Raw genomic sequence first — 26,892 nt, forward strand, 5'->3', positions numbered from 1 at the left:
ACTAGCGGACAATTCGCGAATTTTTCCTTTCAGCTCCTCCATCATTCTACCTCTGCAATTAAAATTCCCAAATTTTCGGCTACCTGATAAAGATGATCTGCTTGGCTTTGCAACAAACTAGCATCATAATTCTCTTGTGCGATCGCTCGTTCTACCTCAGTATATAGGTTGGCAACAATCTCTTGAAGCACAATATAAGCTTGCTCCATTGCTGCTTGAGTTCTAGCTTCGATAGCAATTCTCCAGAAAAATTTTGTTGTTTGAAATTAAATTAGTTACTGTTTGTATAAGATCTTACCTCAGTGTTTTCGCGCTGTAACTTTGGTAGGCTGAGAAGGACGATAACTTCGTCTGCGCACCGCTTACGCGCAGTGTCCGCCCTATATTCTGTGTCATTTGATTTTTCTCCCATTAGCTGCAACTTTCTTCGACAGCTCCTCCAATAGAGGACTTGATGCTTTGGGGCATCGGGGCTGCTTCAACTTGGGTTGGTTTTGCTTGTGGTAGTTCTAGTGCTTGAGTGATTTCATCGCTTGCCCCCAACCAAAATCGAATAAATTCTTTTCGCTGCCAAGTCGTTTCTTCAGTAGTCGAGGCAGCGATCTTTGGCAATCCCCCAATCAGGTACAATGCTGTTTGCCCTTTGGGAGATCATCCCACTACTATGTCTCGATTCCCCCGAGGAGCGTAATAATTTATTACGCTTCCTGCATCAAGTTCTCGGTTGCACTCAGGATTACGACCACATCTAGCTTGGCACGGCGCAGATTGTTATAACAGCTTAGGCAGGATGAAAATCATGATTTCCTCAGCCATCGTGCGATCGCCGTATCTAGGGAGAATAACCCCCCACCATTGACCAGGAAGAAGCCAAACCACATGGCATAGAGCGAAGCCGTTTCCAGCGGTGGAATCTGCCAGCCATCTTTTTTGAGATGGAAACTGACAGCAGTTAGCATTGTGAATAACAATGTCAAGGCATTCAGCCGAGTGAATAATCCAAGTGCTAGCAGAATAGAACTCACAATTTCCGCGTAGGCAGCACAATAGGTAAAAAATCTCGGGTATGGAAAGCCAATAAAACTCACAACCCCATTGGCAAAACCCTGCACATCCGCCAGCTTGCTAAATCCGTTATGGATCATTAATAAGCCTACCAATGCTCGAAAAAACGTCCAAACAATCTGAAAAGCGCGGCTTTCGCTCGCTGTGGATTGCAGAATACCGCTCAGTAACGTTGGTTTCGTTTGAATCATAGTCATGGCTAAGAATGGCACCAGTTAGAAGATGTATGAAAAGCCTAAAATATGACTTCTGTGTATTGAGAAAGCAGGAGTTATGCCCCGACAACTCTATCCAAACAATACCGTAACGCTTCTCGATCTGGGTGAGGTATTCCAACTCTGTTGGAGTGAGAATGACAAGACGCTCCAGCATCGACAAGATTTCTTGCTCGAACGGGTCGAGTTGGCACGAGCGTAGTTTGGTAATGCGATAACAACGTTTGCGCTAAACGCTGCGCTACACTCCGTGAACGCTAACGCCTATTTCCTCAATTTGCGGCTCTTGTTCTGGGGGTAAGGAATTCAGTGGTTGGGGTGCGATCGGCAATCTTCAACTTCAACTTTGTAATGCGCCTCCAAGCAAGAGAGCAGCATTTCTTCAACTTCTGTCAGGTAAACTTGTCTGCCCACTCCCGCTAAAAAGTGATTCGCACCTCGATCGAGCGTCCCCACCTGTCGCAACCGCTGGATTCGCCTGAGAATTTGTGGCAGTTGCCGATGAGCTTCCGGGGAATCAAGTTTTTGAAGGTTTTCTGGTTTCACGGTGAGATTTGTGTCGTGTACGTCAACACATATAGTAAATTGCCTTAGCTCGATTGCAACACAAGGACAACCATTATATTTACGCTCGTGATCTTCCAACTTAGTTAAAACAAACACATCTCCAACCGAGCAAAACTCAGTGGCGTAGCGTAGCCCTTTTTCCTTCAGTTGCTTAACAATCCCCTTGACGATTCGACCGTTGGGAATCTTACCATGATTCGTGTCAATCGCTTTTCTCCAGGCTTCTATGCGCTCGGATGAGGCTTTTAGCTTGAGTAAAGGTCTGACTTGTTCTAATGTCGTCGGTAAGATTTGCCGACGATTCGTCGGCAAATCCTCTCTAATTTCTTCTACTACCCGACTAGCTGAAATTTTGATGTCTGCCGAGTCCCGCCCAAATCCAAATCTCTCTTGGCAGTATGCCTCCCACGATTTGTGAGTCGAGCGATACAACCGTCGCTCCCGTAACTCTCGCAGTGCTTTACCCGCTTCAAAAAATGCACTTTCTACGCGCAACTCCAGTCGGTGACGTTCTCTTTCTTCTTCTGGTGTAAGTGTTTCGACGCTCTCAACTGCGGTAACATCAGCAGAAATCGCAGCAGGCGCAATAGCTCCAACCCGTTCTACAGATGACTCCATTGCAAAGGAGCAAAGATTTTCGCCTTGAGCTGGAGACGAGCGCAGATATTTCATCGGAATATACTGCCGTTCGCCTGATGCTAATTGGACGACTGCGCCATCATTTGATGAGGAAGCATAAACCATGCCTGCGCCGCCATAGTACGGATGGGTTGATTCTACAAAATCGCCCACTCTTAAACCTGCTACTATTTTGGTGGCAGTATCCAGAGCTTTTTGACGTAAATTATTTCTACTCATAGTTACATGTTGAGTTGAGGTTATTCATGACGAGCCGATGTCAATTTTCGTAATTTGACCGCGCCAGCAGATGTCCACAAAACCGAATTAATCCGCGACGAGCGCAACATCAATCAATCGCCCCCGCTCGTCCCAATCGGGCAGCAGGTCGTCTCGCTCCATCACCAAGCGCGCCAATTTCTTTCTCGCCTCCTCTACCAAAACAGGTTCGTCGCTATGCAACCATGACAAATACATCTGCAACGAATCAGTCGGTTGCTGTTTTTTCGCTGTTGGCTGTAGAGTTCGTTGCCGAACCAAAGCGCCTAGACGAGCGCCAAAGTTGGGGTCTGGTGCCATCACATCTTTTGGTTGAATGGAATTGCTCGACAAAGCTTTCGCTTTATCCGCCACAACTCGATCGCTCACTTGGGAAACTTCGCTCAAACATGAGGGCAACCTGACTTCTATCCCCGCCACCTCTAACGCTAAGGCATTATCCAAAGCCAGGTTGTAAAACTGTAAAAACTCTTGCCACAAAATCTTGGTTTTGAAGCGGTTCTTGTAAAACTCGCTGTAGGCATTCGTTAGGGGAGAATCAGCCCAGTGACCGCCTTGGTTTTTGTAATGCAGCGCTCGCCATTGCAGGAAGTAGGGGTAGGGTTGGTTCGGGGCAATTTCCCAAGCTTGAGGAACGGCGGCGGAAAGTTTGTCCGAATTTACGATCTTGCGCCCTTGCCGTGGCAACTCTGGTTTGACTTTACTACTAACCGATGAATTTATGGTAGTTTCCACCTCTTCGGTTTTGTTCTCTGTTTCTGGTTTAGAGAAAGTATTGCCAGTAGTATTGTTAGTAGTTATTGGTATTCGTTGACAGTCAACGGATGTAGTCGTTGAACTGGGTACGCTTGCATCCGTTGAATTAGATCCGTCTGCATCGGTGGAATTATCTCGTTGGGGATCGGGTGAAATTAATTGTTGTAGGAAGGGATGCTCGTAGTTGACGGTATACCAACAAGTGCGATCTCTTCCCGATTGTCTCAAACCCAATTGACTGACTTCGATCAGTCCCAGTTCTACAAGAAGAGAACGCACTTTGCGAAAAGCATAATCGGAGAGCCAGGAAAATGTTTCTTGCCACGAAGAGTAGGACTTGTAGATCCAGCGCCTGCCATCTACAAGTGTTTCTTTGACTTGATGGGGGATGGAACCGAATTCTTGACAAATGTAGTAATGTATCTGCTGCACCATTGCCGCGCAATTAACAGCGTACCCCTTGAGGCGATATTCTTTTCTGGTTTCAAACAACGAAACAATTTGGTCAGCTAAAGTTTTAGGAATCGGCGTAGATTGCTGGCTGAGGAGTTTAGACATGACTCATGACTCCCGCAACAATTGATTCACCTTTTGCACCCTTTGCTGAGGATTTCCTACCATTCGTGGTTGTGATTGAATGCATGACAAATTTTCTCCGAAATTGAGCAGCGGACAAGAAAGCAGCCGTCCGCCTCGGCGTTTTTGGACTAGAACGGAGCTTCTAGTGCATCCGGTAAGAAGTAGGAGACAACTTGCCATGACTCCAAGAAGCCACTCGCTGCAATAGTTGCTCTATCGCTTGGAGTGTCGGCTCTGCTACCAATACATCAATTTCTTGGGCGTTAACTGGGACAGGGCGCGAGTCTTGTATTTCAATTCGCTTGGACACCAACTCGACGAAGTATCTGTGTCCGACTAACTTCTGGGCGCTCACCTGGGGGCAAGTTACCAATGGTAGGATACGAGCGCGCCCGTGGGTTTGTGTCATTATATTCTTGTCCTGTTTTTGTGAATGGGATGGGCGGTTAGCTATCAGATTGAATCCCTGGAGGGCTAACCGCCATTTAACTATTTTTATCGTACAGCGTTAGCTTACACTTGTCAAACGTTAGCTAACAATGTATATTAAATGATAGCTAATGGTTTACAAATATAAGTAGAGCAATAGATGGATAAGAGTATGAAGGTAAAGCGGAGTATTGAAAAATATGCTCCTGGGTTAGGAGCAAAAATTCGTCAGGCGAGAAAATCTGATAAACGCTCGGTTGAAACACTGTGTGGCTTAGCAGAAGTTTCTCGTGTTTATTGGTATGACATTGAGAACGAAAATATTAGGGACGCTTTACCAGAAGAGACTTTACGCAGGATTGAAAAAGTTCTGGGTGTCGATCTAGGCGTTAATTTTGAGGAGGCGATAGCCTCATGAGTACGATCGCGCGATCGCGGTACAGTAACTGCAATATCACTTACACAAAGCAAAATAGCGCTCGGTCGATTGGAGAAGAATTATGAGCGACAGATGGAATGACGACAGACTCGATCGCGATCGCAGCATTGGTGGAAGCAAACGAAGTACAAGTGTCTGCCAATTCTAGAGATATTGCGGCGCTGGGAGAATTAATTGCTACTAATTCTAGAGATATCGCTGCACTGCGCATGTCAACGGCTTCCAACACCACGGCAATCGAGCAGCTCGCAGCCATAGCTCATACGCAGCAGCAGACGTTAAATGCTATATCGAGTGGATTTGAAATTTTAACCCAAGAAATTAGGGGACTACGGGCAGAGAATCGCCGAATTCTGACTCATCTATTCGGTCAAAATCGGGAAGATTAGCGAAATTTATTGGTTTACTCCCCTAGCAGCCGCTGTCTGTGTCCCTGTTTCATTGCCCACAACCGATCCAGTTCTGATAGATATTCCAGCGGTAAATACTGGCAAGGAGCAGCAGTCAACCCACTCTGGAGTAAATCTGCTTTGCCGATGGATTCGAGCCAAGTTACGACATCAGCTGCTTTTTTCATCCCGTAGCGTTTCGCCAGTTTGGTTTTGGAAAGCCCTGTATAGCTTTTGATTGGTTGACCGCGCTCGTTGCAGAGGATTGTTGTTTCCACTTGGGTGACTCGCTCTACGACTGCATCTGGCTTACCTAGAATCAGCGCCACCATCCCCGAACCGTGTAGGGTGGCAATTGCACTGGTGGTCGCTGCCAAGCGTTCTTGAGTTTTAGCTAGTTCCAGTTGGAGAATAAGCTGCTGGTTTTCTAATTCCAATTCCCGAATCCGATCTGATTGAGCCGGAATCACTTTTTCCACAGCATCTAGCAAGCTTGTTCTAACTACTTTGGCTACTGGAGAATCCCGTAGCAACATTCCCAAACGCAAAGCGGCGCGTGGTGTCCAAATAGTTAAACTTGGGGCTTTAGAAGTAATGGACATCTTGTCCATAACATCCTTCAAAGCTTTACCTCGTAATGTTTTCAAACTATCAAAATCCAGCTCATCTCGATGGCGTTGAATTACTTTTTGTACAGCCTCAACCGAGACTTCATAGAACGCAGCCATTTGCTCAGTAGTGGCGATGCCTTCTCCTTTCCAAAGCGCAAAATAAAGGGCTTTGACTTTGGTAAGAGCATCAGTAGCGTCTGAAGCGGAAATGCCTTCAAGCTGACGATCGCGAGCAGACTTCGACTCAACCAGCACAGATTCGGATAAGATAATGTTTGCCATGACTTTTATGGTTTAACCAGCCTGGTTATGGTTAAGAGCGATCGCAGAATTCTTGGCAGGAGGTGCGGTCGCTACAAAAAGTGCTAATGAGAACAAAACATTTGTTTTGTCAGCGATGAAGGCAAAAACTTTATGCTGGTTTGTTATAGACGAATACAGCATAAGAACTCTCGATCTGATTTTTGGGCTTTCCTCCTTGCCATTTCGTAGTTTTGCGTTTGGTATGTGCAAAAGGTGCTGATGTTTTGCTGCTAGGTACTAAAACATCATGTACGTACTCAATTAATGTGTTGTGAGTAATCACCTCATCAACAGGTTTATCTTTTGCCAATTTATTCAGAGCATTGAGCAATAAGTCTAACTGCACACCGTCTAAACGGGGCATAGTTTTGGCTCTACGCAAGCCAGAAACGGCATTAGTGCTGATGTCTAGCTCCACTGCTAAATCTACCCCTTTAATGTCATACCTAGCCATTACCTCTTTGAGTTTCCACTTGATCAATTTTGTTGTCCTATCCATTAAACTCAACACCTTTTAACTGTACTGCACCAAGATTATAGCATTTAAATCAAAGATAAAGCTGTATTTGTAGTATTTTGCAGAAACAAATTTACTTTTATATTTGACAAATACAAGTTAAAACTGTATATTTAGATTATGAGGCAAAGGGAAAGAGACAGCCCCCACCCGAAACGGAAAAAAGTCTCAAAGTGATTCCAAAAACAGCAGAACTTTGACAACTGCATAACCCCCTCCGCATTCCGCAACTAGCGTGGCAGGTGCAAACCGCAGAACGAAGAGCTAGGACGGAGGATTTGAGCGAACTGACTGAATGACCAAACAAAATGCCCCAAGAGATAGCTGCTCTTGGGGCGATCGTATAACTTATCTAACGACATTGTAACCATGAGTACACATACAATTGTCACTCGACAATCTCACCCTTCAGTTAAACAGTCCCAGATTTGGGACAAGCCAACCGCCGTTGCCCAAGTCGGAGACGAAATCCGCGCTGCTTTCACGCCAATCATGCAAGTTGTGGAGAGAGAAGTGTTAGCCAATGGACGAGTCCGGCTGCTAGTTAAGCCCATAACTGCTTCGTACTCCGAAGAATGGATTGTAGAGCCTCAAGCCACAGTAGAGCAACAACCAACTCAAGCTCCGCCAGAAACAATAGAACCACGACAGCCAGCAGAATTAGCTAGTGACTCTGTTACTCATCAACCCCAACCCGACTGGGAGGCGCTGGCTGAATACTCTAGTGGCAACACCCACGGGAAATACGACGCAGCGGCTCGGATATCGCCAATGTGCCAACAAGCAAGCTGTCCCTATTCTCGTGACTACCTGGACGGCTATAACAGCATTCAAGCATCTTCCCAACCACCAGCCCCAGTCCCAAAAGCAGTCGAGTGGAAAGTAGTTCACGATCCTAGATGGGACTTGTATCAAATTTGGATTGGCGAGCGCTGCTTGATGGAAAAGGCAATCAGCTACGAAGAAGGAGAAAGGATCGCCCAAAAATACATCGCAGCAGAAGAGTTACGGCGACAGCATCGGGAATTGGTGATGAGTACGTTTGCTGCTTAGTCAAATTTTGTCATCACTTTTGAGCAGAGGGCGCTTTCAAGATTAAACTTGAAGTGTCCTCTTGCAGCTAGACTCTTCGCAGCTAACCAACGAGCTAAAGTCATGAGTGCAGTTTTGACCATCGAGCAAATCAGACAACAATATGTCGATGAATGGATTTTAATCGCTTACACTCAGTTAGATGAAGAGATGAACGTGCTAGCGGGAGAAGTTTTAGCGCACTCCAAACAGCGCGATGAGGTCTATGAGGCATTTGACTCCAGACTTGAGAGGGCTGTTGCAGTCGAATATACCGGCTCCATTCCTGAAGATGTCGCGTATTTACTGTGAAATTCTACCGACTGCAACGCAACGGAAATTTACTTTGGCTGAAGGCGGCGGTTGGTGGCATTAGTGGTGAGACGGCAATCTTCCGCCTGTTAGTCGATACAGGCGCAAGTTACACGACGTTGCCGACGAGACCGCTAGAGTCATTAGGATATGGCACAACTCAAGCAACTCAAACCTTGCGTCTAATTTCTGCTAGCGGCATGATGAGCGTGCCGGTTGTTTCAGTCTCTTGGTTTAATTGTTTGGGTATTAGGGTAGAAGATTACTCTGTGATTTCGTACACGCTACCTACTTCTAGTTTTGTGGACGGCATTTTAGGCATGGATTTTCTGGCTGGGCATGAAGCAACGATAGCGACAGCGACAGCAGAAATTCGTCTGCCGCTATGATGTTTGCTCGTTCTAAAAGTTAGCAGCATTGATAATAGCGATCGCCCAAGACGGCAAGCACTAATGTTTTGGCAGCTTCAAGATCATCGCTCGGGACGTTTGTAAAACTACAGGCGGCGTTCCTTTTTATTTTTAACGAGGAGACTTTATCTATGCCAATTATGGCAATTGAATTCAATCATCCACAAGCTTCACCACCTAAATATACAATTGGCGATCGCGTTGCTATCACCGACAACTGCCCGCCGAAAGATTGGCTAGTAGGAAAAGTTATCGGTTTGAGCTTAGAAGAAAACGACGAAATCCGCTGGTGGTACTCTGTCCGACTTAATTCCCCAACCGGCTTCACAGAAGAATATCAAGACCAAGACATCGTGCCAGAAACAATAATCTCGATGCTACAAGCTCAGTGGCAGCAAGGAGAAGCAATTTGGGATTGCCAAAGTCGTAATTCTGCATCTGACTGCCCACCCTTACCTAAATTTACATCTGGAATGCGCCTCAAGTTTCGTGCCGAAACTGGATGCAACTTGTTCGAAGACTTTGGTGAGGTCATAGGTAGTCGATACGAACAGACAAGTAATTGGTCGGGTTGGGTCTATCAGTTAGTTAATCAAGACTTGAGCCAGCCAATTGAAATCGGCGAGACTTGGCTAGAATTAGCCACCCAAGAAGAGTAGTTTTCTTCTAAAACGTCCAATAGTCCAAGCTGTTTCAATTGCAATACTATCTAATCGAAAAGTCATGCTGACCAAAACCGATGTCATTTTTGAGTCCGCGCGTTTTTTATCTCAGCAACACGGAGATAAGTCAGACAGTCTCAACCGAACCAAAAGGCTAATAGCTGCTTTCACCTTATTATGTAACCGCCTCCCCGAAGACAAGCCGCAAGAGTGCTTGCAACAAATTGCCAGCTACGTCAACAACGTTTTTGGCGAACGAGCGTACTGCAACAGACAAGCATTCATCAAAGCGCTTGCACCACAACACTCAGGAGCTACCAGCCAGTGAAACAGCGCCCCCATTTGCGCCGCACTCATCAACTGCGGCAACGATTCTCCCTGGGAGATTTTGTCATGCCCAGTTACAACCCAACCCAGCCCAGAACGATTGTCGTCCAGTTGAAGTTTTTTGATTCACTCACGGCAATAACAGCAGCACTCCCAATTGTCGAAGAACTGATGCAAGAAATCGAGTTGTTGCAACAGCGTCAACAAATCACCCAGTTGCAACCGAGCGCCCAAATAACTCTAAGATTCAGCTTTCACGGCTCGGATGCAGCCACAGCAACGATCGCTCAAGCCATCAATAACTCAGCTTACCAACTCGAAGAATTACGCAGCCAGCGGCAAATTACCGACTTTGCGGTGGAGTATGAAATTTTGCACTCGAAGCACTCGCGCCGCCAGCACTCGGATGACTTTTAAAGCCAACTTGAAAATAGATGAAATATTTTGGCTTTCGCTTGATTCCTGCTCTAGAACTTGCTATGAGTGCAGTTGGTAGCAGTTTTCCTACCTGTAGAACCGCAAGTGCTTGCCATTATTTTAGAGTTGGTTTGACCGGAACGCAAAGAATTTTCTACCTCTGACTTTGCCGCTTTAATCCAAGCTGAATGCTCATGATTCAAACCCAAACGAGCGACCGACAACCATTAGTCGCTCTTCATGGCGATTTGCCCGAGGAGCTTGCCCAGTTAACTCTAGCGCAAGCCTACAACCTCATAGTGGGAGATTGCCCCGCTGAGATCCCTTTTGTCGTCTGGCTACTAGAAAACCCCGACAGTCCGTTTGCCTTACCAGGAAAGATTTCCCTCCAACAACACGATTGCTTGCACCTACTCCTGGGACGGGGATTTTCTGCTAGTGACGAAGCTTATGTCATTGGTTTTACGATGGGCAACGATTTAAGTACGAAACGATGGCATATCTGGCTCTACAAATTAGTCTCGCTGCTAATTTATCCGCCTAAGTTTAGATTTAGCAGCACCGACTTAGCTGCCTTCGACCTCGGAGTTGTTAGAGGGAGAAATCTACCGATTAAGAATCTGAACAAACTCGACTTCACCGATTATCAAGATTGGCAGCTATCGAGATTGAGGATTGGACTGGGGTTAGGGAGAATTTCAAATTCTTCCTCAATGACGCGATGCCGTTAACAGTGAAACACGCATCCATACGATCGTCGCCACAGTAACAGTTGATTCAACCACTGCGATCGCAAAGTGGATTTATCGCACTCAGATGCATACTCAATTCAACGTATTTATAGGGTTTTCACACTCAACGTATTCGGTTTACCCCCCAACCCACACTTAGGAGGTAGAGATGACGCATTCTTTTGCACTCGCCGGATCAAAAGTAACATCCAAGACGAACTTACCATCTTTTTCGTGCGCTCCAATTGCTTGTCCTTGCCCCTGTCCGATTGTTGCCGAGCCTAGAGAAAGCGACGATTGGGGATTCACTGAGCCTTGCCCAAAAGACTATCTCCAGCCAGGAGACATTATCAGTAGCCCTGGGGGTCGCTTTGAGTATGAAATTTTGAGCTATCCCTTTTCTCGTCTCTACCTGGACTTTCGTGGATTGATTGTTGGGGTAAGAGGCACGGAAGTCACCGATACCCAACTACGGCAATTCTACAAATTTCTGTTTCTGTGGCTAACTAAGGCAATTGCTAGCAACCAAATACATTTACCTGTTTGGTTACTGCTAAGTTTGACCGGACGATTGATGCCACACTTAGATAATAGCGCCTGGACGGGATACCCAATTAGAAGACCAATCCGCAGCAGGCGGGGAAACTACCTTAGCTACCAACGTCGCATGGTTGGTGGGGAAATGGTAGAAACATTCACTCTGCGGTGGGAGCGACACAGGGAGATCGCATCGTGAAAGTGAGAAAACTAATTCGACTACTCAGCCAGGATGGTTGGTATTTAGTCGCCACTAAAGGCAGCCACTACCAGTTCAAGCACTCAACAAAACCAGGAAAAGTTACGGTTCCCGTCCACGAGTCCAAGGACGTTCCGACTGGGACTGTCGGGAAAATCTGTAAAGATGCGCGAATATGTGCAAACGTGCGCTCGCCGATTAAGCGTTTCTAATCGAGCGGCGCGAGACTTTCCGGTCATGCGAGCATTTTAAATTTGTCAACTCAACTTCTGCAAAATCTATGAACTTCAAACAAGTTACCATCAAACAACCCCAAACTCATCAACTCATTCTGAAATTTGAAGTTTCCGGCGTAACTAATTGTTATGAGTGCGAGCAACTCGTCGAGTCTTATGCCGAGGTCTTGCAAGAGCAAATCCTTCTGGGAAATACGCACTTGAAGATATCCTACTCAATTAACAGTTGCAGTTGCGGAGCGAAGAGGTCTCACTCTGACGTGCAATTGCCGCGTTTTTAAGCGACAAAACTTAAGAGTGCGATTGAGCGCATAAACTCTGTTATCGCTCCAGAAAAAGGCGCTCGCTTAAAAAGTGAAAGTTTCGACTCCTCTTTCTTTATAGTTTGGTAATCAATGGGAAGTTAATGATGCAACAAACAGCTCATCAAAATTGGTCAAACGAGTGTCAATCTAACAATACATTTACCCACAAACAATCTCTATCTGACGGAGCTTTAGAAGATTGTACAGTTGAGATCGATCGAGACAAACAAATGCAAATTCCTTGTACTATTACTAGTTGCGAGAATGGCATTACAATTGCTGTTGAAGGTTACGAAGATAATATGTCCGTCCACTTTGAATACTACAATGGCAACTTGCAAGTCTTCATTTGGGGAGAAGAATCTCTAGAACGGGAAGGAGATTGCGCTCTCAAATATATCATCACGGACAAGTATTCAGATTTTCGCCACCGCATTGACGCGCTTTATCGAGAATAACCGCTCGCTCTTTAGTTTTTACTGACTAAACTAAAATTGGAGTTTTTATGAAATCGCTTAAAGCAGAAATTGACTTGACGCAAATACTAAAGCAATTGATAGAGCGGTTGGAACCTATTGCTGTCACCACTGAACCAAAATGCTATTTAGAGGACGCATCTATCAACTATTGCTGGGATTGTGGGATGGAAGAAATCGGTTAGTATAGGTGGCAGTTGCGACTGTGTTTGTGGGCAGCATTTGACTACGGCATCGTTCACTCGTTCTCCTGCGATGCAATTGTAGTTGGATTGAAACTTAGTTGTTTTATTTGGGACTTGGCTTGCGCGAGAGACTGGTGGATCGAGGGATGGTGGAAAGGGGAGGAATATTGGTCGCAAACAGACGAGAACCAGCCTATAAACTACGATTGGTAGGAAAGCGACCATATCGAAAACTGTGAGTGCTGCGGTAAGTTACTCGGCACCACATTAACTGAATATGGTGTCGAACTAGAACTAGCTTTCTGGCATAGTCACCCTCCAACATTCCCGCTTTCTAGCTACGAAGCAAGGCAACTAGAAATATTGCTAACTAGCATAGTTGTCGGGGTGGGAATTCAAAACTGCGATGCCGTTGGCGGAACGCACAGGAGCGACCTCCGCCACCAGCTAGAGAGTTTAATTGAAAAACTACAACCATTGATGTAGAGATTCAGTCGAAACTGGGAATTGACAATAATAAGAACTTGCAAGTTTAATTGCCGTTCAAAAATTCGCTCGCTATGAGATACGGCAATGGGAGAGAAATGAATTTTAATTAAAATGAACAATACATCAGCGATAGAAAACGAAATCTATCAAGCTTGTAACGAGTATCCTCGTGATTTTACTCTTAGAGAGATGGAGTATATTCGCTCTCACTCTGACGTTAGAGATACTTTAATCAGTTGGTTTGAAATGAGTTTAAGCGATGGGTGCTGGACTCAGGAGCAAGTCAAGTTCATGCAGTCTTTTTACGAGTGCTGATTATGCAAGCCACCTATTGTTCGTTAAAAGTTGGATACGATAAGCTTGAGATAGATCATCATTTGATTGCTGAAGAGAAAAAATACTTGAGTCTTGCTATAGACCTAGCACAATCATATCACGTCCTTAAAAATAGTATTTTTTGGAAAACAGCACGTCCGAGTGTAAAAAGGCGAGTCAAGCAGCAATTAAATATTCTTGCTTTTGATTGCTGTTCTAATTTTCTAGCTGGCTGTGAGTGTATCAACGCTTATGTAGAAAAAATGAATGGTATTGCCCCTCCTCCGATTTGGTGGAATGATGTAATAGTTGCCTTTACTCTTGCATATGATGCTCTGACACGGGAACATGAAAACGAAGTTGCCAGCAAACAGCTATCACTTTGGTAATAGGCATATGCATTCCATACACCCTATTTAATTTAAGTGATTGACGAAATGTCAGAAGCCGCTAATCAGGATGAACGAGTACGACATTTTAAGATTTGAGATTTCACAACGATATGATGCCGAGCTAGAACTGAAAGTTTATTCACTGCACGATCGGCATATTACCACACTTTCTCAAGGCGATTGGCAGGTAGCTTGTGAGTTGGAACGCACTCGCGATCGAAGTTCATCAAAAACTCCTAGAGCAACGCAACAGAAGCGTGTCGATTGTGGACTGGCTCGAACTTGATTCTTACTTGAGAAAGTCAAAAAACCTATCCCGACTGCTACGAAGATATCGGCGTGAAAGTAGAAACCGAGTCGGAATTTTAATTAGGTCTGAGAGTCATTTTCGATGTTAGATAGCTGGCAAATTGGAGCTAGTAGCATGAACTCCGAAAAGCTCCCTTATATGGAATATCAATTAATACTAAGTATTGGATTGATGTCTAAGCAAACTGATACAGTTCACCCAAATACTGATTTCACCAAAGAAGAATGGAACAGATTGACTAGAGAAGAACAAGAAACTTGGTTAGACGAACAAACTAGAGAGTGGGCTAATAATTACATAGATTATGGTTGGCATATCGATCGAGAGTCAGATTAAACCACGAACAATTGCAATGATTGAGATTGCCCGTATCGATCGACAAATACAACCTCAAAAAGCAAGCGAGACAGTGAAACAGATGAGTAATAATTTAGAACGAAAACTCATTCGCACGTAACTATAAGTAAGAGAACCATTCTTAATGACACAGCAAATATTAAATTCCCAAATCGAACACAGATTTGAATTGCACGACGTATGCTTGTGTTTTCAATTATTATCGCAAGCAGCTCACTTGGGGAACGACATGGCGTACCCAACTCATACTATTTTGTGCGATTGCCAAGTACAAAAAATGTATGTGGGAAACTATCAAGAAATTCGTCACTTTGTGAAAACTCATCGAGCATCACCGAATGATGCGCGTTGCAAAAGCGTGATGCAAAGCGCTTGCCCAACAGAAATTCAATCTACAACGAATTAAGCATTCTCAACCAGTTCTTTACAACAGTTGCTGTTGTAATACAAGCCCAATTCGGGCTAATGCCTACCTAAATCTATCTCCATTTTTCACTGAATATAAATCTGCAAAAAGCCGCCTTTGGCAAGATTTATTGATGTTCAAAATCCGACAAAATTGTTCTCACAATTGAAGAGACACTACTCATGAGCGATATTTTTGGTACGAATTCCAACGACACTTTGACTGGGACGGGCGATCGCGACAACTTATATGGGTTGTCGGGTGACGATTTGCTCTTTGGACTGGGAGAGGACGACAAGCTCTACGGCGGCGACGGCGCTGACGAGCTGCGCGGCGGCGAGGGCGATGACTTGTTAGCAGGCAATGGCAATAATATTAACGATGACGATCGCGATCGCCTCTTCGGTGATGCTGGCAACGACACTTTAGTTGGCGAGGGAGGCAATGACTTTTTGAGCGGTGGAGAGGGAAATGACACGCTCGATGGCGCTGGTGGCAGAACAGGCGATCTATTCGGTAACGTCAGTCGTGGCAGTGGTGAAACCGACATCCTCTATGGTGGAACGGGAGCCGATACGTTTGTTTTAGGCGGAGGGTCGGGACGCAAGGGAATCGGACCCTACTACAGTGAGGGGGGCGAACAGGACTTGGCGATCGTGTTGGGGTTCGATCCTAACGAAGACGCGATCGTACTGAGCCAAACTGCCTCAACACCTGCAACTGAGACAGTCGAGGTGGAATATACTTTGGGCGCTCTACCGGAAGGCTTGCCACCAGGAACGGGAATCTACGCTAACACCCCAGGTTCCCTGCCAGAACAAATCGCTTCTCTCCCAGGCATTGACCCAACAACTTTGGATTTGAGTGCCGATTACTTTCAGTTTATTTAGTCGGGCAAAAAAAGCAACGCTCTTTCTAGCTCCACAGTAGCCAACTCCCCGTCTGCTTGCGATCGCGGATGGGTTTTGTGCCCCTTAAAAGCAGTAAGAGCCAATCTATTAGTTCTTAGGAGAGAAATATATGGCAGCCACAACAAAATCTCAAGTCATAGTTGAAGCAGCAAAAATACTCAATGGGCGGCTTTCATCTCGAAAAGATCCAAACTTAAATCTGGCGCTACTCGAAGGTAGACTGCGCTACTTGTGCCAAGATTTGGCAGAAGATCGAGTTAAGGAAACTTTCGTTCGAGTCAACCAAATCATTCAATTACTCTTTGTCAAAAAAGTTTCCATTAGAGAGATTTTACCCGCAGATTTAATCCGAGCAGGCTACCTTAAATCGGCTAGCATTCCAAAACAAACCGAACGAGCGCGAACGAGTGATACTCAAGGATCGCTTCAGAAATCCCGCAATCGAAAATTAGTACGGGCTTAAATTACGGTTGAATGTCAAATTGCCTCAAATAATCCAAATCGATCTTCCACTCAAACTGACTGCGCTCTGCCCAAACCTCAAAACATCGATCGGTATAACTTCTAGCCCAATCTAAAGACCAACCATTAACTTCGGCAAGATGAGTGAGCGCGATTTCACCTCGCCCTTGGGTGTTGGCAAACCCCATATGCTTGCATTCGTGGCAAGCGGGACACAAAGCCGTCAGTCCGACTAGCGTTTGAGTGCAGTTTTTGTCGTCATAATGCCAAATTTCGTGGCACTCGACTGGGTGCTTGTTACCGCGTCCGCCGCAGACTTCACAACGATAGCCAGCACGTTGAAAAATCTGTCGTCCAATTTTTTTCCAATTGTCTTTAGAGATGTGAGAACGAACGTTGGAGTACCAGCAGGTGCGCGGCACTAACTCAACCGTCAGTTTTGGCTCACTATCGTCTGTTATTGCAGGCGCAGGCAACCAGTCCACGAACGGAGCTAGAGCGATCCCTTTTGGGACATACCATTTTTTTGCTACTGCGTCCCATCTGGCTCCTAATTGTTTTACAACATCTTTTTGGGAGTAACGAACGTTCAAATATACATGCGACATTTGCCTACTCTGGAAATACAAAACTTTATCGTGCGTGTAATGCCACACGCGATCGAGAGTGTGGACTTCTGGCTTAACCATTAACTGGGGTGCAGATAGATTTGACATCTATCTGGCAGCGGCGAGAAATCACCCGACAGTACTCTTTCGATAGCTCGATCCCGACAGCTCTTCTCCCTAGTTGTTGCGCTACTCGTAATGTAGTTCCAGTTCCAGCAAATGGGTCTAAAACTACGCCGTTTTCGGGACAACCAGCTAAAATGCACATCTTGGGAATTAGGGGCGGAAAACTTGCAAAATGTTCGCGAGCGTAACCAGGAACGACATTAATCTGCCAAACAGATCTTTTATTGCGCCCCAAAGGATGGTTCCATTCTCGCCTGCCTTTACCAATTGAAGAGAGCTGGGCTTTGTCACCCCAATTTTCATTACGCTTGTTGCGGATATTTGATTCAGTGAGGTGCGGCTCTCTAATCGCATCGGCATTGAAGTAATATTGGGGTGACTTTGTTAGTAAAAATATGTACTCGTGCGAGCGGGTACAACGGTCTTTGACCGATTCGGGCATGGGATTGCCTTTGTGCCAAATTATGTCCTGTCTCACCCACCAACCGGATTCTTGCAATGCGATTACCAATCGCTGTGGAATCAGGCATAGCTCTTTAGATTTAATAATTTCTAGTTGACAACTGTTGGCATAGCTATCGCCGATGTTGAGCCAGAAAGTTCCCTCACTTTTCAACACTTTTTTGACGCGACCGCAGACCGCAACAAGCGCATCCACATAAGCCCGAACCGAAGTTTGCGTGCCAATTTCAAACTTTCGGTCAGGGCAATCGTTGCTCAGATATTTGCGAAGCCGGAAATAAGGCGGAGAGGTGATACAAGTATCAAAGGTTTCGTCAGGAAAATGTTGCAGTACCGTTTGAGCATCACCGTGAAATACAGTATTCTGCATAAAATAATCGGACTCGATCGTCAGAGTAGAACAGATAATCAAACCGAATAACTTTCTCGCATTAATAGCTATAAACTATTTTATGTACGTGCGTTTATGGAAAAAGCTGGACGCGCATTTGACTCTCCAGCTTTTTTGTTTGGTATGCATATATAAAGACTTTACCATGTCTAAAAAGTATTGTAAACTAGTTGCTTTTAATTAACTACTTAAACTTTTAATGTTGTATCGCCAAATATAAACAAGACCAGTTATTGCCGTAGCGATCGCCACAAAAGGGTGATGTTCTAGATCGATTGGTTGAGTATAATGAATAAAAAACTTGGTTAAGTGTCATGACTGTTTTGGTAGCAATTGAATGTCCTCACTGTCACAGCACAGAGGTGACTAAATACGGCCGCTCACCAGTAGGCAAACAACGTTATCGCTGCCAAAATGCTGATTGTCCTTACCGCACTTTCGTTCTGACTCAAACTTATCCGGGAAGGACACGAGAAGTCAAGCAGCAGATTGTGGAGATGACGCTCAACGGTAGTGGAGTGAGAGATATTGCGCGGGTGTTGCACGTCAGTCCCACAACAGTCATTCAGGAATTAAAAAAACTCACTTTCCTCAAGCAAGTGAACCAGAAGCTTCTACAGCAGCTAGAACCTGAGAGTGTGGAGGTAGAGATTGTCCGAGTTGAAGAGCCGGAAGAAGCTGATACTAAAGAGTCAGAACTGGACGAGATGTGGAGCTATGTCGGCAAAAAGAGCAACCCGAGGTGGTTATGGCATGCCATCGACCGCCAAAGTGGAAAAGTCTTAGCTTACGTGTTTGGTCGCCGAAAAGATGAAATTTTTCTCCAACTTAAGAAGCTAATAGAACCATTTGGAATCAAGCGGTATTGTACAGATGGATGGGGAGCTTATGAGCGACATCTACCAGCAGAGCTTCACGAAGTAGGTAAGCGCAAAACTCAGAGAATTGAACAAAAGCACTTGAGATTAAGGACAAGAATTAAACGGCTAACTCGTAAGACTATCTGTTTTTCCAAAACCGAGGAGATGCACGACATAGTTATAGGTTTATTCATCAACCGCTACGAGTTTGGTTTACCAATTTGAGGTAAAAGCAACCGATCTAGAACATCTCCACCCATCCCTCCCAAATAATGCTTTTGGCTTGACTGCTTACCTATATATCGACCACTATAGGAACTATCATTTGGGTTACTTCGTTCCTGATATCCATTGTTTTGAGTCTTTAGAGGGTGTCTATCCACCGGGGGTCATTTGAGGTACGCTGCTTTGGTTGCAGATCCTAACAGTCCAAACCCCTTGCCGGTTATTTCCAGCCCAAGGTGTGTCCGGAACACAAGCTTATATCCCTTGGTGAGATCTAACGATGGCTCAACGACACTTCGTTTACTCTCCTCATAAACTCTTGCTGGCAGTTGGTGCTTTCAGCAATTGCCACCATTAACTGCTTTCATCCCCGCTTTACGAATTTGATAGTCAGTCTCCTTCGTAGGGGCTACCATTACTGGTAGTTTATGCGCTTTCATCCCCGCACCAGGGTGGTAAGAGTTGGCTTTCTAGGTTAATCGCCTCACTTACATGGGTATCAAGTTGTCACTAGTAGAGGATTAAAGTGCGAACTCATCCCATTAAGGGTTACTCTACTAATGCCTGGAATCCCCCAAATCTGGGTTTCTCCAGAACGAATCGCACTTGCACTTATCTCGGCTCTATGCCAGCATAAGCTTGAACCCATCTGTACACAGTTGTGTGGTCAACTCCCAATCCTCTCTCACTCATCATCTCTTCTAGATTCCTGTATGACAGTGGATATCTCAAATACCATCTCACACTACTACAAATCGTTCACTTACACTCAAATAGATAATAGCAACATTACTTCATATGAGCGCGATAGAAACTGTATCAACCTCAAAAGATTGGGCAAGTAGAGCTAGTTTTACATCGCTCAATTCCTACTGGTTTTCAGGTTAAGACGGGGACAATTATCAAAGAAGCAGACGGTTGGTATATCAGCCTAGCCCTAGAAGATAAAGAAGTCCCAGTAACGGTTGCAGAGATCCAACCGACTGAAGAAAACCTGACGGGGCGCGTGTCGCCCCGTCAGCTTATGTACATCAATACCGATGAAAACATTCTTTCCCGTGTATGAAGGTTTCTTTGATGAGCTATTCATAGTAATCTCCTTCTTGGACTACTACTTGAATTTTCTTGAATTCTGATGAAGGATTCTACTCTTGCTTACAACTCATCATAGAAACAACACAACCCAGGAGTATGGCGAACGCGCCAAGGTCTTGAAACTAGACCTGAGTGCCAATCAACCAATTGCCGAACGATTTGGGATTCGCAGTATTCCTGCTGTGATGTTCTTCAAGCAGGGCGAGTTGGTAGAAACAATCATCGGTGATAAGTAGTAGGGCATAATTAAACGTAAGATAGAGAAAAGCCAAAAACTTGCTGATTTTGACCACTCATGCCTGCTCCTTTACGTATCGTTTTGACAGAGTCAGAAGACCGGACGTTGAGTGAACTTCGGGTTGCCAAAACCGTTGCTCAACGTACCCGAGATCGAGCACAAATGCTTCGACTCAATGCTCAAGGATGGGTAGTGCCAGCGATTGCCGAAAATTTTGAGTGCCAAGAGCAGACAGTGCGCGAAACCATCCGCCGTTGGCAGCAGCAAGGGTTAGGTGGATTATGGGATGCTAGTGGACGAGGAGCTAAAGCCAAATGGCAAGAAGCAGACATGGCCTACCTAGAACAATGCCTAGAGCAAGAAGCCAGAACCTATAATAGTCAACAGCTAGCCCAGAAGCTAGAGCAAGAACGACAGGTAAACCCTAAGTGCTGACCGGATTCGCCGCATTCTAAAAAAAAAAGGGCTTTAGTTGGAAGCGGACTCGACACTCGCAACGGGGCAGACAAGATCCTGAGTACAAAGCACTCAAGCAAGCAAGCTGACTTAGACACACTCCAACTAGCTGCCTGTGAAGGGTACATTGACCTGAAGTATCTTGACGAATCGGGATGTTGTCTGGAAAGTCCAGTCAGTTATAGTTACTCTCGCATTGGAGAGCAGAAACACCGAAGAGCAGGTCAAATCCTATGGAGACCGCATTAGTATTCTAGGGATATGGCAACCAGAGCAGTCGTTTGACTATGCTCTGGTACAAGGCAGTTTCCACAAGGAACGCTATGTTAAAGTGATGAACGCTCCTTGCCCAAAAGAGTGAGCAGACATTGCTACAAACCGGACGGCTCACAGTCGTGGTGCAAGATAATGGTTCGGCTCATACCAGTCATCTTGCCCGTGAGCACTGGCAGCAGTGGCAGTCGAAAGGCTATATATCTCTTTTTTCTCCCCAATACAGTTCACATATGAATCTGATTGAAGCGCAGTGGCATCAACTCAAAACCCATGAAATAGCCGGAAGGATTTTTGATAACGAGTATATGATTTAGCGAATGCCATGATTGAGGGCATGGAGAATCGAAGTCAACAAGGGGATGGACACTGGAACGTTTTATGTTTAAATCTGCCTAGCTACTTACTACCACTTCGTCAATTGCCGCTCGGCGCTGAGCCTTTTGCTGCCTGCCCTTACGGTAATACGAGCGCTTACTGTGGCATGAATCTCCCACCCAACAACCATCGCCACCACAAGCAGCATCGTGGAGTTTTCGAGCTTCTGCTGGTGTGAGTAAGCTACACGCCCAACATTTTTCATTTAATAGTCGCCCCATATATATAGATGCCAGCACTGCTTTCAACTAACGGCAAATTCCGTGAACTTTCGCATGAATGGTGATTGAAACCCCAGCACGAGATCTTCTTTGGGAACGCCAAGTTCGGTGAGTTCGTTGGCAATGCCCACTTCTGTACCATCCTGCTGTATCCAAATTTTTCCATCTTTAATCTCAAGGTGTAAAACGCATCCATAAATGCGATGACTGCCATGCCAGCCAACATGAACTAGAAGATAACGATCGTTTTGTGGATCAAAAATTGTTTGTGCTTCTACTTCATCGCCAGCTGCTTGATGCCGAGCGTGTTGCCCAAGAAGCTGTTGAATATAGCTGCGGTACTGCTCTACTGCCATCTTTGAATCTCCTCAGTCTCTGGACTATAAACAATCAAATTGACTTGATACTGCCCAATTGCAGCTTCTACCAACTCCAGTGAAAAAAAGGTTTCGTAAACTTCCAAGGGAACTGCCAAGTACAAAGTCCGCTCTGGCTCCTGTTGCTGTAAGCCTAAGCGATAGGTGAGAAATTGCCCCAAAGCTACATAAAATTCCGAGATTCTAGAGGGAGCAAGGAAACTTTTAACTTCAACGGCAATCTTTCTGCCCTCTCTGTCGAAATTGAAATGGTTTGAGATCTCGATCCATTTCCAACTGTATCTCATTCGCTAGCGAATGAAAACTCATGTATAGCAATGCTTTCAAGCGTCGATCGACTTTTGATTTTTAATAGATCGTTACCAATCCATGTCAAACCATTTCTCAAGTGTATCTTTGTGTATCTCTAAACTGTATCTTTGTGTATCCCTAAACTGTATCTTGGCTGACTAGTGTAACTGTATCCCGCTTGCTCTAGTGCTTGTTAAATTTAGACTTCGAGCATCATGTCACTAAGTCAACTTAATCCTCAAATCTGGTGAAAACTCGCTCTTCCAACCAATTTACTCAAGCGATGTTTAAGAAGTCGCTGAGGTGAATTTAGTCAATTAAGTTTAGTATATTTTTAGATTTAGAAGATTTTTCTACCTACTGAGTCATGTAAAGTTTACGAGAGTTTGTGTCGTAGACAATGCCATCAGCGCAAACGAGTGGAGCTATTGGTCCTGAATTTAGACAAAGGCGGTACACATTCTCACTACCGATGAGATTTTTGTCATAACACTCAACTAGTTGAAGATAGCCAATTCGATAAAGTTGATAGACAAACTCTTCAGCAGTTGATTGCTCGATTTCGGAGCAGATTTCAATTTGAGAAGTAGTGAAAGTGCAGAGAATTCGCATACTCGTCCAAGCACGGTTACAATCGGTGACAAAATATGACTCGTTGAATACACGAAGATCTATTTCTTTTATCGTTTGCCGAGAGCGACTACTGAAGACAAGATATAGATAGAGCTTTTCATGATACGAAGGCTCTACTTGATAACGCGGATATCTCCCAATTTGTTCGAGCCTTTTTAAGTAACCCGCTCGCTCAAATTGACTTAATAAGGTGAGGGCTTGCTCGTCACTAATTCTCAACCAAAGTTCTAGCCACTGCATCGCATCACAGTCTTGCCGAACCATTGAGGATGGTCGTCCCAACCATTGCATAGCCAGTGTAGCTTGCCAAACATCAGACCAAGGGCGATCGCAATAAAATTCTTCTGATTGACTTGAGATAGTATTTCGCCGCTCTAATTCAATTAGTTTCTCTCCTGGTTTCATTCAGCCGATTGCTAACAATAAATATGCAAAAAATTCATGGCTTTAAGCAACACAATTTCAGTTGGAAAAACAATCAAAAGCTGCAAACAATCGCCTACATTTGTCGAGACAGAAAAAATGGTCGTCCGCTCCATTGCCCAGCAGTAATAGATTGCCATCTCTGTGCCTTAGTAAAAGCTTCTACTCGACTTAAACCTACTGTAATCAAGCGAATACTACCATTCGATAACTCGTGTAGCTTGACTAGCAAATCCTCATGGATCTCGATTTCACAAAGTTCTTGAGCTAATAAGCGCGTATCCTCGAAGTCGCAGGGTTGAAACTTTACCCATTGAGAAATCCGTCCCGCGACTATTTTGCGATTGGCGATTTTCTTCTCCACACCGTCAATCCCAATCAACCAAACCGGAAGTTCAGTAAGGTCGTGGATGTCCCGTGCTACTTGCAACATTTTTGGATTATGGAACAGATAATCCGCCTCATCGATAAACAAAGGTCGTTTGCGTAATTTCATTTGCTCTTTAATCGCCGTCAGCATTTTGGCGGGTAGACTCGGAGGATCGACAGACAATTCGAGCAGAATTTCTTGTAGCATGGCGCTGGGACTCCAAACGGAAGTCGCTCTAACGTAAATACCGTTTTCTTTATTCACCAGCCAAGCAGTAGCAGTCGTTTTGCCAATTCCGGTAAAGCCGTAAAGCAAGCCCATGCGAGGCACTGCTGAGGCGCTATGTTTCGATTCTTGAAAGGCACTGGCAAGACTGATGATGTTTTTGACTTTGACTAACTTGTGTCTCATAGAAGATCTGAAATAACAATCGAGAGTGAATTAGGTCGCAACTGTTTCTAGCTGAGATAGCCATTGACAGAAATCTTGTTGCTCTTGTTTATCTTCTGCTAGAGCACTCAACGTGCCTTTTCCAGCTGGAAGTTGAATGTAATGAGCGACAAATTCTCTCTCGCTCAATAGGACTTCCAGCCCTTGCTTCCATTGTTGGAACACTGCTTGGAGTAATTGATTTGGATCGATAGCAATTGCGCGATCGCTCCTGTCTCCAGCCAGCCACGAGCAAAAACGCTGTTCCTCTTGTATGGAATCAGTCAGGGCTGCTAAATATCCTTTGCCCTCGGTAGTTTCCAAATAGCAAGTGAGATCGGTCAAGATTTGAGTGGAGTTTTCGGTGCAATTTCCTCCGGCTTGCCAAACTTCCAATAACGTTTCCAGTTTCGTATTCAGAACGATCGCCTGCTGCTGTCGTACCAGTCGCTCAGCTTCGGATGCTTCTAGTTGTGCTAACTGGGCTTGGTATTGTTCGGGAAATATCTGTGGTAACGGCTTCTGTGGTTGGGTTGAAGCGATCGCTTGCACGATCGCACTTAAAGCAGGATAGTCGTAAAGTTGAGACTGAACTAGCGGTAAAACCTCTTGCACCTGACCTAGAATTGACATAGGATCTTGGGCAATTTTGCGTAGTAATGCTTGCCCGCGCTGACGAGATTGTTTGACTTCCTGCTTGAGGAGTTTGTAGACAGCTTGTGCTTGTTGGGCAAATTGTGCCAAGTTAATCTGCCCAGCTTCCCGCCAAAAGGCTTCACATACGTACTCCGTGAGAGCGGACGATTTATAAACGTAGATCCGAATTGGATCTTGGGGTGAAAAGCAGACGTAAACCCGTTTACCAATCCAGTCTCCCAACTTGCTAGCAACGTACAATCGCCCGCCCAGCGAAATTCCCTGACGACCCACTCGACGCATTCCATCTTTAGTTGGTGCTGCCATCATCAAAAAATCTAATTCGCGCTCGTGGCGAATCTGTTGCTTTTGCCACCCTTGAGCGATAACTTCGTTAAGCTTCGCTAACGCGGCTTCCAGAACATCTTTAGGTGACTTGCCTTCTAGACCGATCCCCGCTCGTCCGTGCGGTCGCTGCTCGTAAGCTACAATCCAAGCTGCTGCCCAAGTTTGAAACTCTTCTGGTGACATTGCTAACTCAATCGCTTTTTCATACCAATCTGGGTGACTTCTCAATGCTTGTCGGTCGCTCACGCTATGTCCGACAAATCCCGGTAGTTTCGGTAAATCTCGATGTTAGAATGTATGGATGAATCGCTCGATAAAAGCTTTCTGTTCTGGATGTTTGGGCAAGCAGCGACTGGTTTTCACGCCTAAGTTTGACAAAAATCGTTGGACTCGGCGGCTGAGATATTCCTTGCCGCGATCGGTGCGGACTTCTTCTGGTACGCCCCATTTGATAATTGCTGTAGCTAACAACTGGCAAATGGCTTCTGCCTTGCTGGTATCTGAGAGCAACAACAATGCCCGTCGCGTGTACAGGTCGATACAGCCAATCAGAGAGTAGCGTTTGGCTGTTACAGTTTCAGTTAGTGGGCATTTGTATTTGAGCACGACATCGTTCCAAAAGCTATCCATTTCCCAAACTTGATTTGGGCGCTTGACTCCCCCAGAACGAGAGCCAAAAGCTGGAGTTGTGCTTTTAGCACTCTTCGCATCCATATACATCGTCCACTTTTGGGGATGTCGTTCGCGAAATTGTCGCATCCAGGCACGCAATTGCCATAAGGAAAAATCCTCTGGCTCGTAGCCAAACTCCAGCAGCAGAATGTGATAAACTTGGCTTGCTCCCCAATGTTTTCCTCCTGCTGCTAGACAAGTTTCAATCTCTTGCTGTAGAGCTGATTGGCATCGATTCTTCCTTTGCTTTTTCTATTGCCATAATTACCGCCTAGAGCGTTTATCCTCTCACTTGTCTGTCTCAACTTGTGTTTGCGCTTCAGCGAAGAGTAACTTATATGAGGTATGGAGTGATAAACCCAGTCAGGAAAATCTAGCTGTTGTTGGTTGTAGACTTTGGCAAATACCAGAGCGCGAACTACAGCACTAGAAAAACTGCTACTTTCACACCACAACTCGTGAGTTTTCAGAATTTCTAACCAAGAATCAGTACGCTGCTCGACTTTACTTTCGGTAGTCTTAGCTTTAGTAAAAAGCTAAGAATTGGTTGAAGATAGATTGGCGATCGCTTCAGCAGGTGTTTCGCTAAGAGCAACCTTAAAGGTAGATTGGGCAGGTAAGACAAGCGATTTATCTAATTCCTGCTCTGCCCAAAGTGTTTTTCGTACCTGACTGGCTGACTCTACTACTAGGATGCGATCGGTTTGAGCGAGATTAAATGTAGACAGTGCGGCTTGAGTCACTTGGAGTAAGCTTTCCATAGCATATTCTCGACCGCCACCGCGACCGTGACGAGCGCGGGACTGCCAACCTTCAGAGCGAGCCTTTCTCGTCACGTTGGATCGCGCCGCAGGCATCCCTGGCAAACCAGCTAGTTCGGAGGCAGAATACCAAAACTTCATCTGGGGTAGAACGTGCTCTAACGTAACTGAAAGTCAAGATGACTCGTACAAGTCATCCTAGAACGCGATCGCGCCTCTATTTCTGTTTCTCTAGCTTCAGCAGAAAAACGCAAGTAATAGTTACATTTGATACATAAAAGTTTATAGCTGCATGAAGATAAAAAGCTAAAAACTATGTATATTCAAGTAAATAGCACGCTT

Annotated in this window: 45 protein-coding genes and 3 pseudogenes; 26 read left to right on the forward strand and 22 right to left on the reverse strand. The window is 45.1% G+C overall.

Going from position 1 to position 26,892, the window contains the following annotated elements; all coding sequences use genetic code 11:
- Window positions 1-41: 41 nt before the first annotated feature.
- The 3 genes from N4J56_RS37105 to N4J56_RS37115 all read right to left on the reverse strand — a co-directional run bounded on the left by N4J56_RS37105 (window position 42) and on the right by N4J56_RS37115 (window position 1,262).
- Window positions 42-209 carry a hypothetical protein gene (locus N4J56_RS37105; protein ID WP_317111901.1) on the reverse strand — a complete coding sequence of 56 codons (168 nt, stop codon included), beginning with the start codon at window positions 207-209 and terminating at the stop codon, window positions 42-44.
- 202 nt (window positions 210-411) lie between these two features.
- Window positions 412-630, reverse strand: coding sequence for a hypothetical protein (locus N4J56_RS37110; RefSeq protein WP_317111902.1), 219 nt, complete (start codon window positions 628-630; stop codon window positions 412-414).
- A 167-nt stretch (window positions 631-797) separates the two neighbouring features.
- Window positions 798-1,262 (reverse strand): DoxX family protein, encoded by a 465-nt coding sequence (locus N4J56_RS37115; protein ID WP_317111903.1) that lies wholly within the window; start codon window positions 1,260-1,262, stop codon window positions 798-800.
- 76 nt (window positions 1,263-1,338) lie between these two features.
- Between N4J56_RS37115 and N4J56_RS37120 the strand changes: the two genes are divergently transcribed.
- Window positions 1,339-1,482 carry a hypothetical protein gene (locus tag N4J56_RS37120; RefSeq protein ID WP_317111905.1) on the forward strand — a complete coding sequence of 48 codons (144 nt, stop codon included), beginning with the start codon at window positions 1,339-1,341 and terminating at the stop codon, window positions 1,480-1,482.
- A 104-nt stretch (window positions 1,483-1,586) separates the two neighbouring features.
- On the opposite strand, the gene N4J56_RS37125 is transcribed toward N4J56_RS37120, so the two are convergent.
- From N4J56_RS37125 to N4J56_RS37135, 3 genes are all read right to left on the reverse strand, one after another.
- Window positions 1,587-2,705 (reverse strand): hypothetical protein, encoded by a 1,119-nt coding sequence (locus tag N4J56_RS37125; RefSeq protein WP_317111907.1) that lies wholly within the window; start codon window positions 2,703-2,705, stop codon window positions 1,587-1,589.
- Window positions 2,706-2,792: 87 nt separating this feature from the next.
- Window positions 2,793-4,058 carry a hypothetical protein gene (locus N4J56_RS37130; protein WP_317111908.1) on the reverse strand — a complete coding sequence of 422 codons (1,266 nt, stop codon included), beginning with the start codon at window positions 4,056-4,058 and terminating at the stop codon, window positions 2,793-2,795.
- A gap of 163 nt (window positions 4,059-4,221) precedes the next feature.
- Complete coding sequence (locus N4J56_RS37135) at window positions 4,222-4,488, reverse strand: hypothetical protein (RefSeq protein ID WP_317111910.1); 267 nt, start codon at window positions 4,486-4,488, stop codon at window positions 4,222-4,224.
- A gap of 192 nt (window positions 4,489-4,680) precedes the next feature.
- Between N4J56_RS37135 and N4J56_RS37140 the strand changes: the two genes are divergently transcribed.
- Together N4J56_RS37140 and N4J56_RS37145 are read left to right on the forward strand one after the other, a co-directional pair.
- Window positions 4,681-4,926 carry a helix-turn-helix transcriptional regulator gene (locus N4J56_RS37140; protein ID WP_317111912.1) on the forward strand — a complete coding sequence of 82 codons (246 nt, stop codon included), beginning with the start codon at window positions 4,681-4,683 and terminating at the stop codon, window positions 4,924-4,926.
- A 98-nt stretch (window positions 4,927-5,024) separates the two neighbouring features.
- On the forward strand, window positions 5,025-5,336 hold the full coding sequence (locus N4J56_RS37145) for a hypothetical protein (protein ID WP_317111914.1): 312 nt from the start codon (window positions 5,025-5,027) through the stop codon (window positions 5,334-5,336).
- Window positions 5,337-5,350: 14 nt separating this feature from the next.
- Here the strand turns inward: N4J56_RS37145 and N4J56_RS37150 are convergent, their stop codons facing one another.
- The 3 genes from N4J56_RS37150 to N4J56_RS37160 all read right to left on the reverse strand — a co-directional run bounded on the left by N4J56_RS37150 (window position 5,351) and on the right by N4J56_RS37160 (window position 7,138).
- Window positions 5,351-6,229, reverse strand: coding sequence for a hypothetical protein (locus N4J56_RS37150; protein WP_317111915.1), 879 nt, complete (start codon window positions 6,227-6,229; stop codon window positions 5,351-5,353).
- Between the two features lie 130 nt (window positions 6,230-6,359).
- Complete coding sequence (locus N4J56_RS37155) at window positions 6,360-6,749, reverse strand: helix-turn-helix domain-containing protein (protein WP_317111917.1); 390 nt, start codon at window positions 6,747-6,749, stop codon at window positions 6,360-6,362.
- Between the two features lie 248 nt (window positions 6,750-6,997).
- Window positions 6,998-7,138 carry a hypothetical protein gene (locus N4J56_RS37160; RefSeq protein WP_317111919.1) on the reverse strand — a complete coding sequence of 47 codons (141 nt, stop codon included), beginning with the start codon at window positions 7,136-7,138 and terminating at the stop codon, window positions 6,998-7,000.
- On the opposite strand from N4J56_RS37160, the gene N4J56_RS37165 reads away from it, so the two are divergent.
- The 20 genes from N4J56_RS37165 (at window position 7,137) to N4J56_RS37260 (ending at window position 16,278) form a co-directional block, all read left to right on the forward strand.
- Window positions 7,137-7,820: a hypothetical protein gene (locus N4J56_RS37165; protein ID WP_317111921.1), complete on the forward strand. Its 684-nt coding sequence runs from the start codon at window positions 7,137-7,139 to the stop codon at window positions 7,818-7,820. The two genes, N4J56_RS37160 and N4J56_RS37165, sit on opposite strands and share 2 nt — an antisense overlap.
- Before the next feature lie 102 nt (window positions 7,821-7,922).
- The gene (locus N4J56_RS37170; protein WP_317111923.1) at window positions 7,923-8,150 is read left to right on the forward strand and encodes a hypothetical protein; all 228 of its coding nucleotides are present in this window, start codon (window positions 7,923-7,925) and stop codon (window positions 8,148-8,150) included.
- Entirely contained in the window at window positions 8,147-8,539 is a 393-nt protein-coding gene (locus N4J56_RS37175; protein WP_317111925.1) for a retropepsin-like aspartic protease, read from the forward strand. Before N4J56_RS37170 ends, N4J56_RS37175 begins: the two co-directional genes overlap by 4 nt.
- A 152-nt stretch (window positions 8,540-8,691) precedes the next feature.
- Window positions 8,692-9,219 carry a hypothetical protein gene (locus N4J56_RS37180; protein WP_317111927.1) on the forward strand — a complete coding sequence of 176 codons (528 nt, stop codon included), beginning with the start codon at window positions 8,692-8,694 and terminating at the stop codon, window positions 9,217-9,219.
- Window positions 9,220-9,283: 64 nt separating this feature from the next.
- Window positions 9,284-9,550 (forward strand): hypothetical protein, encoded by a 267-nt coding sequence (locus tag N4J56_RS37185; RefSeq protein WP_317111928.1) that lies wholly within the window; start codon window positions 9,284-9,286, stop codon window positions 9,548-9,550.
- Window positions 9,547-9,966, forward strand: coding sequence for a hypothetical protein (locus tag N4J56_RS37190; RefSeq protein ID WP_317111929.1), 420 nt, complete (start codon window positions 9,547-9,549; stop codon window positions 9,964-9,966). Before N4J56_RS37185 ends, N4J56_RS37190 begins: the two co-directional genes overlap by 4 nt.
- Window positions 9,967-9,983: 17 nt before the next feature.
- Complete coding sequence (locus N4J56_RS37195) at window positions 9,984-10,130, forward strand: hypothetical protein (RefSeq protein WP_317111930.1); 147 nt, start codon at window positions 9,984-9,986, stop codon at window positions 10,128-10,130.
- 30 nt (window positions 10,131-10,160) lie between these two features.
- Window positions 10,161-10,697, forward strand: a complete 537-nt coding sequence (locus tag N4J56_RS37200; protein WP_317111932.1) for a hypothetical protein — start codon at window positions 10,161-10,163, stop codon at window positions 10,695-10,697.
- Between the two features lie 169 nt (window positions 10,698-10,866).
- Window positions 10,867-11,433, forward strand: coding sequence for a hypothetical protein (locus N4J56_RS37205; RefSeq protein WP_317111934.1), 567 nt, complete (start codon window positions 10,867-10,869; stop codon window positions 11,431-11,433).
- Complete coding sequence (locus N4J56_RS37210) at window positions 11,430-11,645, forward strand: type II toxin-antitoxin system HicA family toxin (RefSeq protein WP_317111936.1); 216 nt, start codon at window positions 11,430-11,432, stop codon at window positions 11,643-11,645. The genes N4J56_RS37205 and N4J56_RS37210 overlap by 4 nt, the downstream gene beginning before the upstream one ends.
- Before the next feature lie 430 nt (window positions 11,646-12,075).
- Window positions 12,076-12,432: a hypothetical protein gene (locus tag N4J56_RS37215; protein WP_317111938.1), complete on the forward strand. Its 357-nt coding sequence runs from the start codon at window positions 12,076-12,078 to the stop codon at window positions 12,430-12,432.
- A 47-nt stretch (window positions 12,433-12,479) separates the two neighbouring features.
- Window positions 12,480-12,635 (forward strand): hypothetical protein, encoded by a 156-nt coding sequence (locus N4J56_RS37220; RefSeq protein WP_317111940.1) that lies wholly within the window; start codon window positions 12,480-12,482, stop codon window positions 12,633-12,635.
- A 363-nt stretch (window positions 12,636-12,998) separates the two neighbouring features.
- Window positions 12,999-13,121: a hypothetical protein gene (locus tag N4J56_RS37225; RefSeq protein ID WP_317111942.1), complete on the forward strand. Its 123-nt coding sequence runs from the start codon at window positions 12,999-13,001 to the stop codon at window positions 13,119-13,121.
- A 114-nt stretch (window positions 13,122-13,235) separates the two neighbouring features.
- Window positions 13,236-13,439 (forward strand): hypothetical protein, encoded by a 204-nt coding sequence (locus tag N4J56_RS37230; RefSeq protein WP_317111943.1) that lies wholly within the window; start codon window positions 13,236-13,238, stop codon window positions 13,437-13,439.
- 2 nt (window positions 13,440-13,441) lie between these two features.
- The gene (locus N4J56_RS37235) at window positions 13,442-13,828 is read left to right on the forward strand and encodes a hypothetical protein (protein WP_317111945.1); all 387 of its coding nucleotides are present in this window, start codon (window positions 13,442-13,444) and stop codon (window positions 13,826-13,828) included.
- Window positions 13,829-13,898: 70 nt separating this feature from the next.
- Window positions 13,899-14,117 (forward strand): hypothetical protein, encoded by a 219-nt coding sequence (locus tag N4J56_RS37240; RefSeq protein ID WP_317111946.1) that lies wholly within the window; start codon window positions 13,899-13,901, stop codon window positions 14,115-14,117.
- Window positions 14,118-14,255: 138 nt separating this feature from the next.
- Entirely contained in the window at window positions 14,256-14,477 is a 222-nt protein-coding gene (locus N4J56_RS37245) for a hypothetical protein (RefSeq protein WP_317111947.1), read from the forward strand.
- Window positions 14,478-14,622: 145 nt separating this feature from the next.
- Window positions 14,623-14,904, forward strand: coding sequence for a hypothetical protein (locus tag N4J56_RS37250; protein ID WP_317111948.1), 282 nt, complete (start codon window positions 14,623-14,625; stop codon window positions 14,902-14,904).
- 182 nt (window positions 14,905-15,086) lie between these two features.
- Window positions 15,087-15,794 carry a calcium-binding protein gene (locus N4J56_RS37255; RefSeq protein WP_317111949.1) on the forward strand — a complete coding sequence of 236 codons (708 nt, stop codon included), beginning with the start codon at window positions 15,087-15,089 and terminating at the stop codon, window positions 15,792-15,794.
- Between the two features lie 130 nt (window positions 15,795-15,924).
- The gene (locus N4J56_RS37260; protein ID WP_317111950.1) at window positions 15,925-16,278 is read left to right on the forward strand and encodes a hypothetical protein; all 354 of its coding nucleotides are present in this window, start codon (window positions 15,925-15,927) and stop codon (window positions 16,276-16,278) included.
- A gap of 1 nt (window position 16,279) precedes the next feature.
- On the opposite strand, the gene N4J56_RS37265 is transcribed toward N4J56_RS37260, so the two are convergent.
- Both N4J56_RS37265 and N4J56_RS37270 read right to left on the reverse strand, forming a co-directional pair.
- Entirely contained in the window at window positions 16,280-16,993 is a 714-nt protein-coding gene (locus N4J56_RS37265) for a DUF5710 domain-containing protein (protein WP_317111951.1), read from the reverse strand.
- Window positions 16,959-17,843, reverse strand: a complete 885-nt coding sequence (locus N4J56_RS37270; RefSeq protein ID WP_317111952.1) for a site-specific DNA-methyltransferase — start codon at window positions 17,841-17,843, stop codon at window positions 16,959-16,961. Before N4J56_RS37270 ends, N4J56_RS37265 begins: the two co-directional genes overlap by 35 nt.
- 335 nt (window positions 17,844-18,178) lie before the next feature.
- Here N4J56_RS37270 and N4J56_RS37275 point away from each other — a divergent pair, with 335 nt between their 5' ends.
- On the forward strand, window positions 18,179-18,949 hold the full coding sequence (locus tag N4J56_RS37275; RefSeq protein ID WP_317111953.1) for an IS1 family transposase: 771 nt from the start codon (window positions 18,179-18,181) through the stop codon (window positions 18,947-18,949).
- A gap of 630 nt (window positions 18,950-19,579) precedes the next feature.
- On the opposite strand, the pseudogene N4J56_RS37280 reads toward N4J56_RS37275, so the two are convergent.
- Both N4J56_RS37280 and N4J56_RS37285 read right to left on the reverse strand, forming a co-directional pair.
- Window positions 19,580-19,705, reverse strand: a pseudogene (locus tag N4J56_RS37280) (IS6 family transposase); the annotation flags it as partial.
- Between the two features lie 181 nt (window positions 19,706-19,886).
- Entirely contained in the window at window positions 19,887-20,039 is a 153-nt protein-coding gene (locus tag N4J56_RS37285) for a hypothetical protein (RefSeq protein ID WP_317111954.1), read from the reverse strand.
- 97 nt (window positions 20,040-20,136) lie between these two features.
- Here N4J56_RS37285 and N4J56_RS37290 point away from each other — a divergent pair.
- Together N4J56_RS37290 and N4J56_RS37295 are read left to right on the forward strand one after the other, a co-directional pair.
- Window positions 20,137-20,280 (forward strand): annotated as a pseudogene (locus N4J56_RS37290) (thioredoxin family protein); the annotation flags it as partial.
- A gap of 59 nt (window positions 20,281-20,339) precedes the next feature.
- Window positions 20,340-21,328 (forward strand): annotated as a pseudogene (locus N4J56_RS37295) (IS630 family transposase).
- Between the two features lie 78 nt (window positions 21,329-21,406).
- Here N4J56_RS37295 and N4J56_RS37300 read toward each other — a convergent pair.
- From N4J56_RS37300 to N4J56_RS37340, 9 genes are all read right to left on the reverse strand, one after another.
- Entirely contained in the window at window positions 21,407-21,628 is a 222-nt protein-coding gene (locus N4J56_RS37300; protein WP_317111956.1) for a hypothetical protein, read from the reverse strand.
- A 5-nt stretch (window positions 21,629-21,633) separates the two neighbouring features.
- Window positions 21,634-21,966, reverse strand: a complete 333-nt coding sequence (locus N4J56_RS37305) for a XisI protein (protein WP_317111958.1) — start codon at window positions 21,964-21,966, stop codon at window positions 21,634-21,636.
- Entirely contained in the window at window positions 21,957-22,274 is a 318-nt protein-coding gene (locus N4J56_RS37310; RefSeq protein ID WP_317111960.1) for an element excision factor XisH family protein, read from the reverse strand. Before N4J56_RS37310 ends, N4J56_RS37305 begins: the two co-directional genes overlap by 10 nt.
- A 361-nt stretch (window positions 22,275-22,635) precedes the next feature.
- Entirely contained in the window at window positions 22,636-23,316 is a 681-nt protein-coding gene (locus N4J56_RS37315; RefSeq protein WP_317111961.1) for a hypothetical protein, read from the reverse strand.
- A gap of 94 nt (window positions 23,317-23,410) precedes the next feature.
- Window positions 23,411-24,115, reverse strand: a complete 705-nt coding sequence (locus N4J56_RS37320) for an ATP-binding protein (RefSeq protein ID WP_317111963.1) — start codon at window positions 24,113-24,115, stop codon at window positions 23,411-23,413.
- 30 nt (window positions 24,116-24,145) lie between these two features.
- Window positions 24,146-25,363 carry a Mu transposase C-terminal domain-containing protein gene (locus N4J56_RS37325; protein WP_317111964.1) on the reverse strand — a complete coding sequence of 406 codons (1,218 nt, stop codon included), beginning with the start codon at window positions 25,361-25,363 and terminating at the stop codon, window positions 24,146-24,148.
- A 42-nt stretch (window positions 25,364-25,405) separates the two neighbouring features.
- Window positions 25,406-25,876: a transposase family protein gene (locus tag N4J56_RS37330; protein WP_317111966.1), complete on the reverse strand. Its 471-nt coding sequence runs from the start codon at window positions 25,874-25,876 to the stop codon at window positions 25,406-25,408.
- A 104-nt stretch (window positions 25,877-25,980) separates the two neighbouring features.
- On the reverse strand, window positions 25,981-26,244 hold the full coding sequence (locus N4J56_RS37335; protein WP_317111967.1) for a hypothetical protein: 264 nt from the start codon (window positions 26,242-26,244) through the stop codon (window positions 25,981-25,983).
- Between the two features lie 81 nt (window positions 26,245-26,325).
- Window positions 26,326-26,691, reverse strand: coding sequence for a DNA-binding protein (locus tag N4J56_RS37340; RefSeq protein WP_317111969.1), 366 nt, complete (start codon window positions 26,689-26,691; stop codon window positions 26,326-26,328).
- Window positions 26,692-26,892 lie beyond the last annotated feature (201 nt).

The sequence above is a fragment of the Chroococcidiopsis sp. SAG 2025 genome (assembly GCF_032860985.1).
Classification (GTDB): Bacteria; Cyanobacteriota; Cyanobacteriia; order Cyanobacteriales; family Chroococcidiopsidaceae; genus Chroococcidiopsis.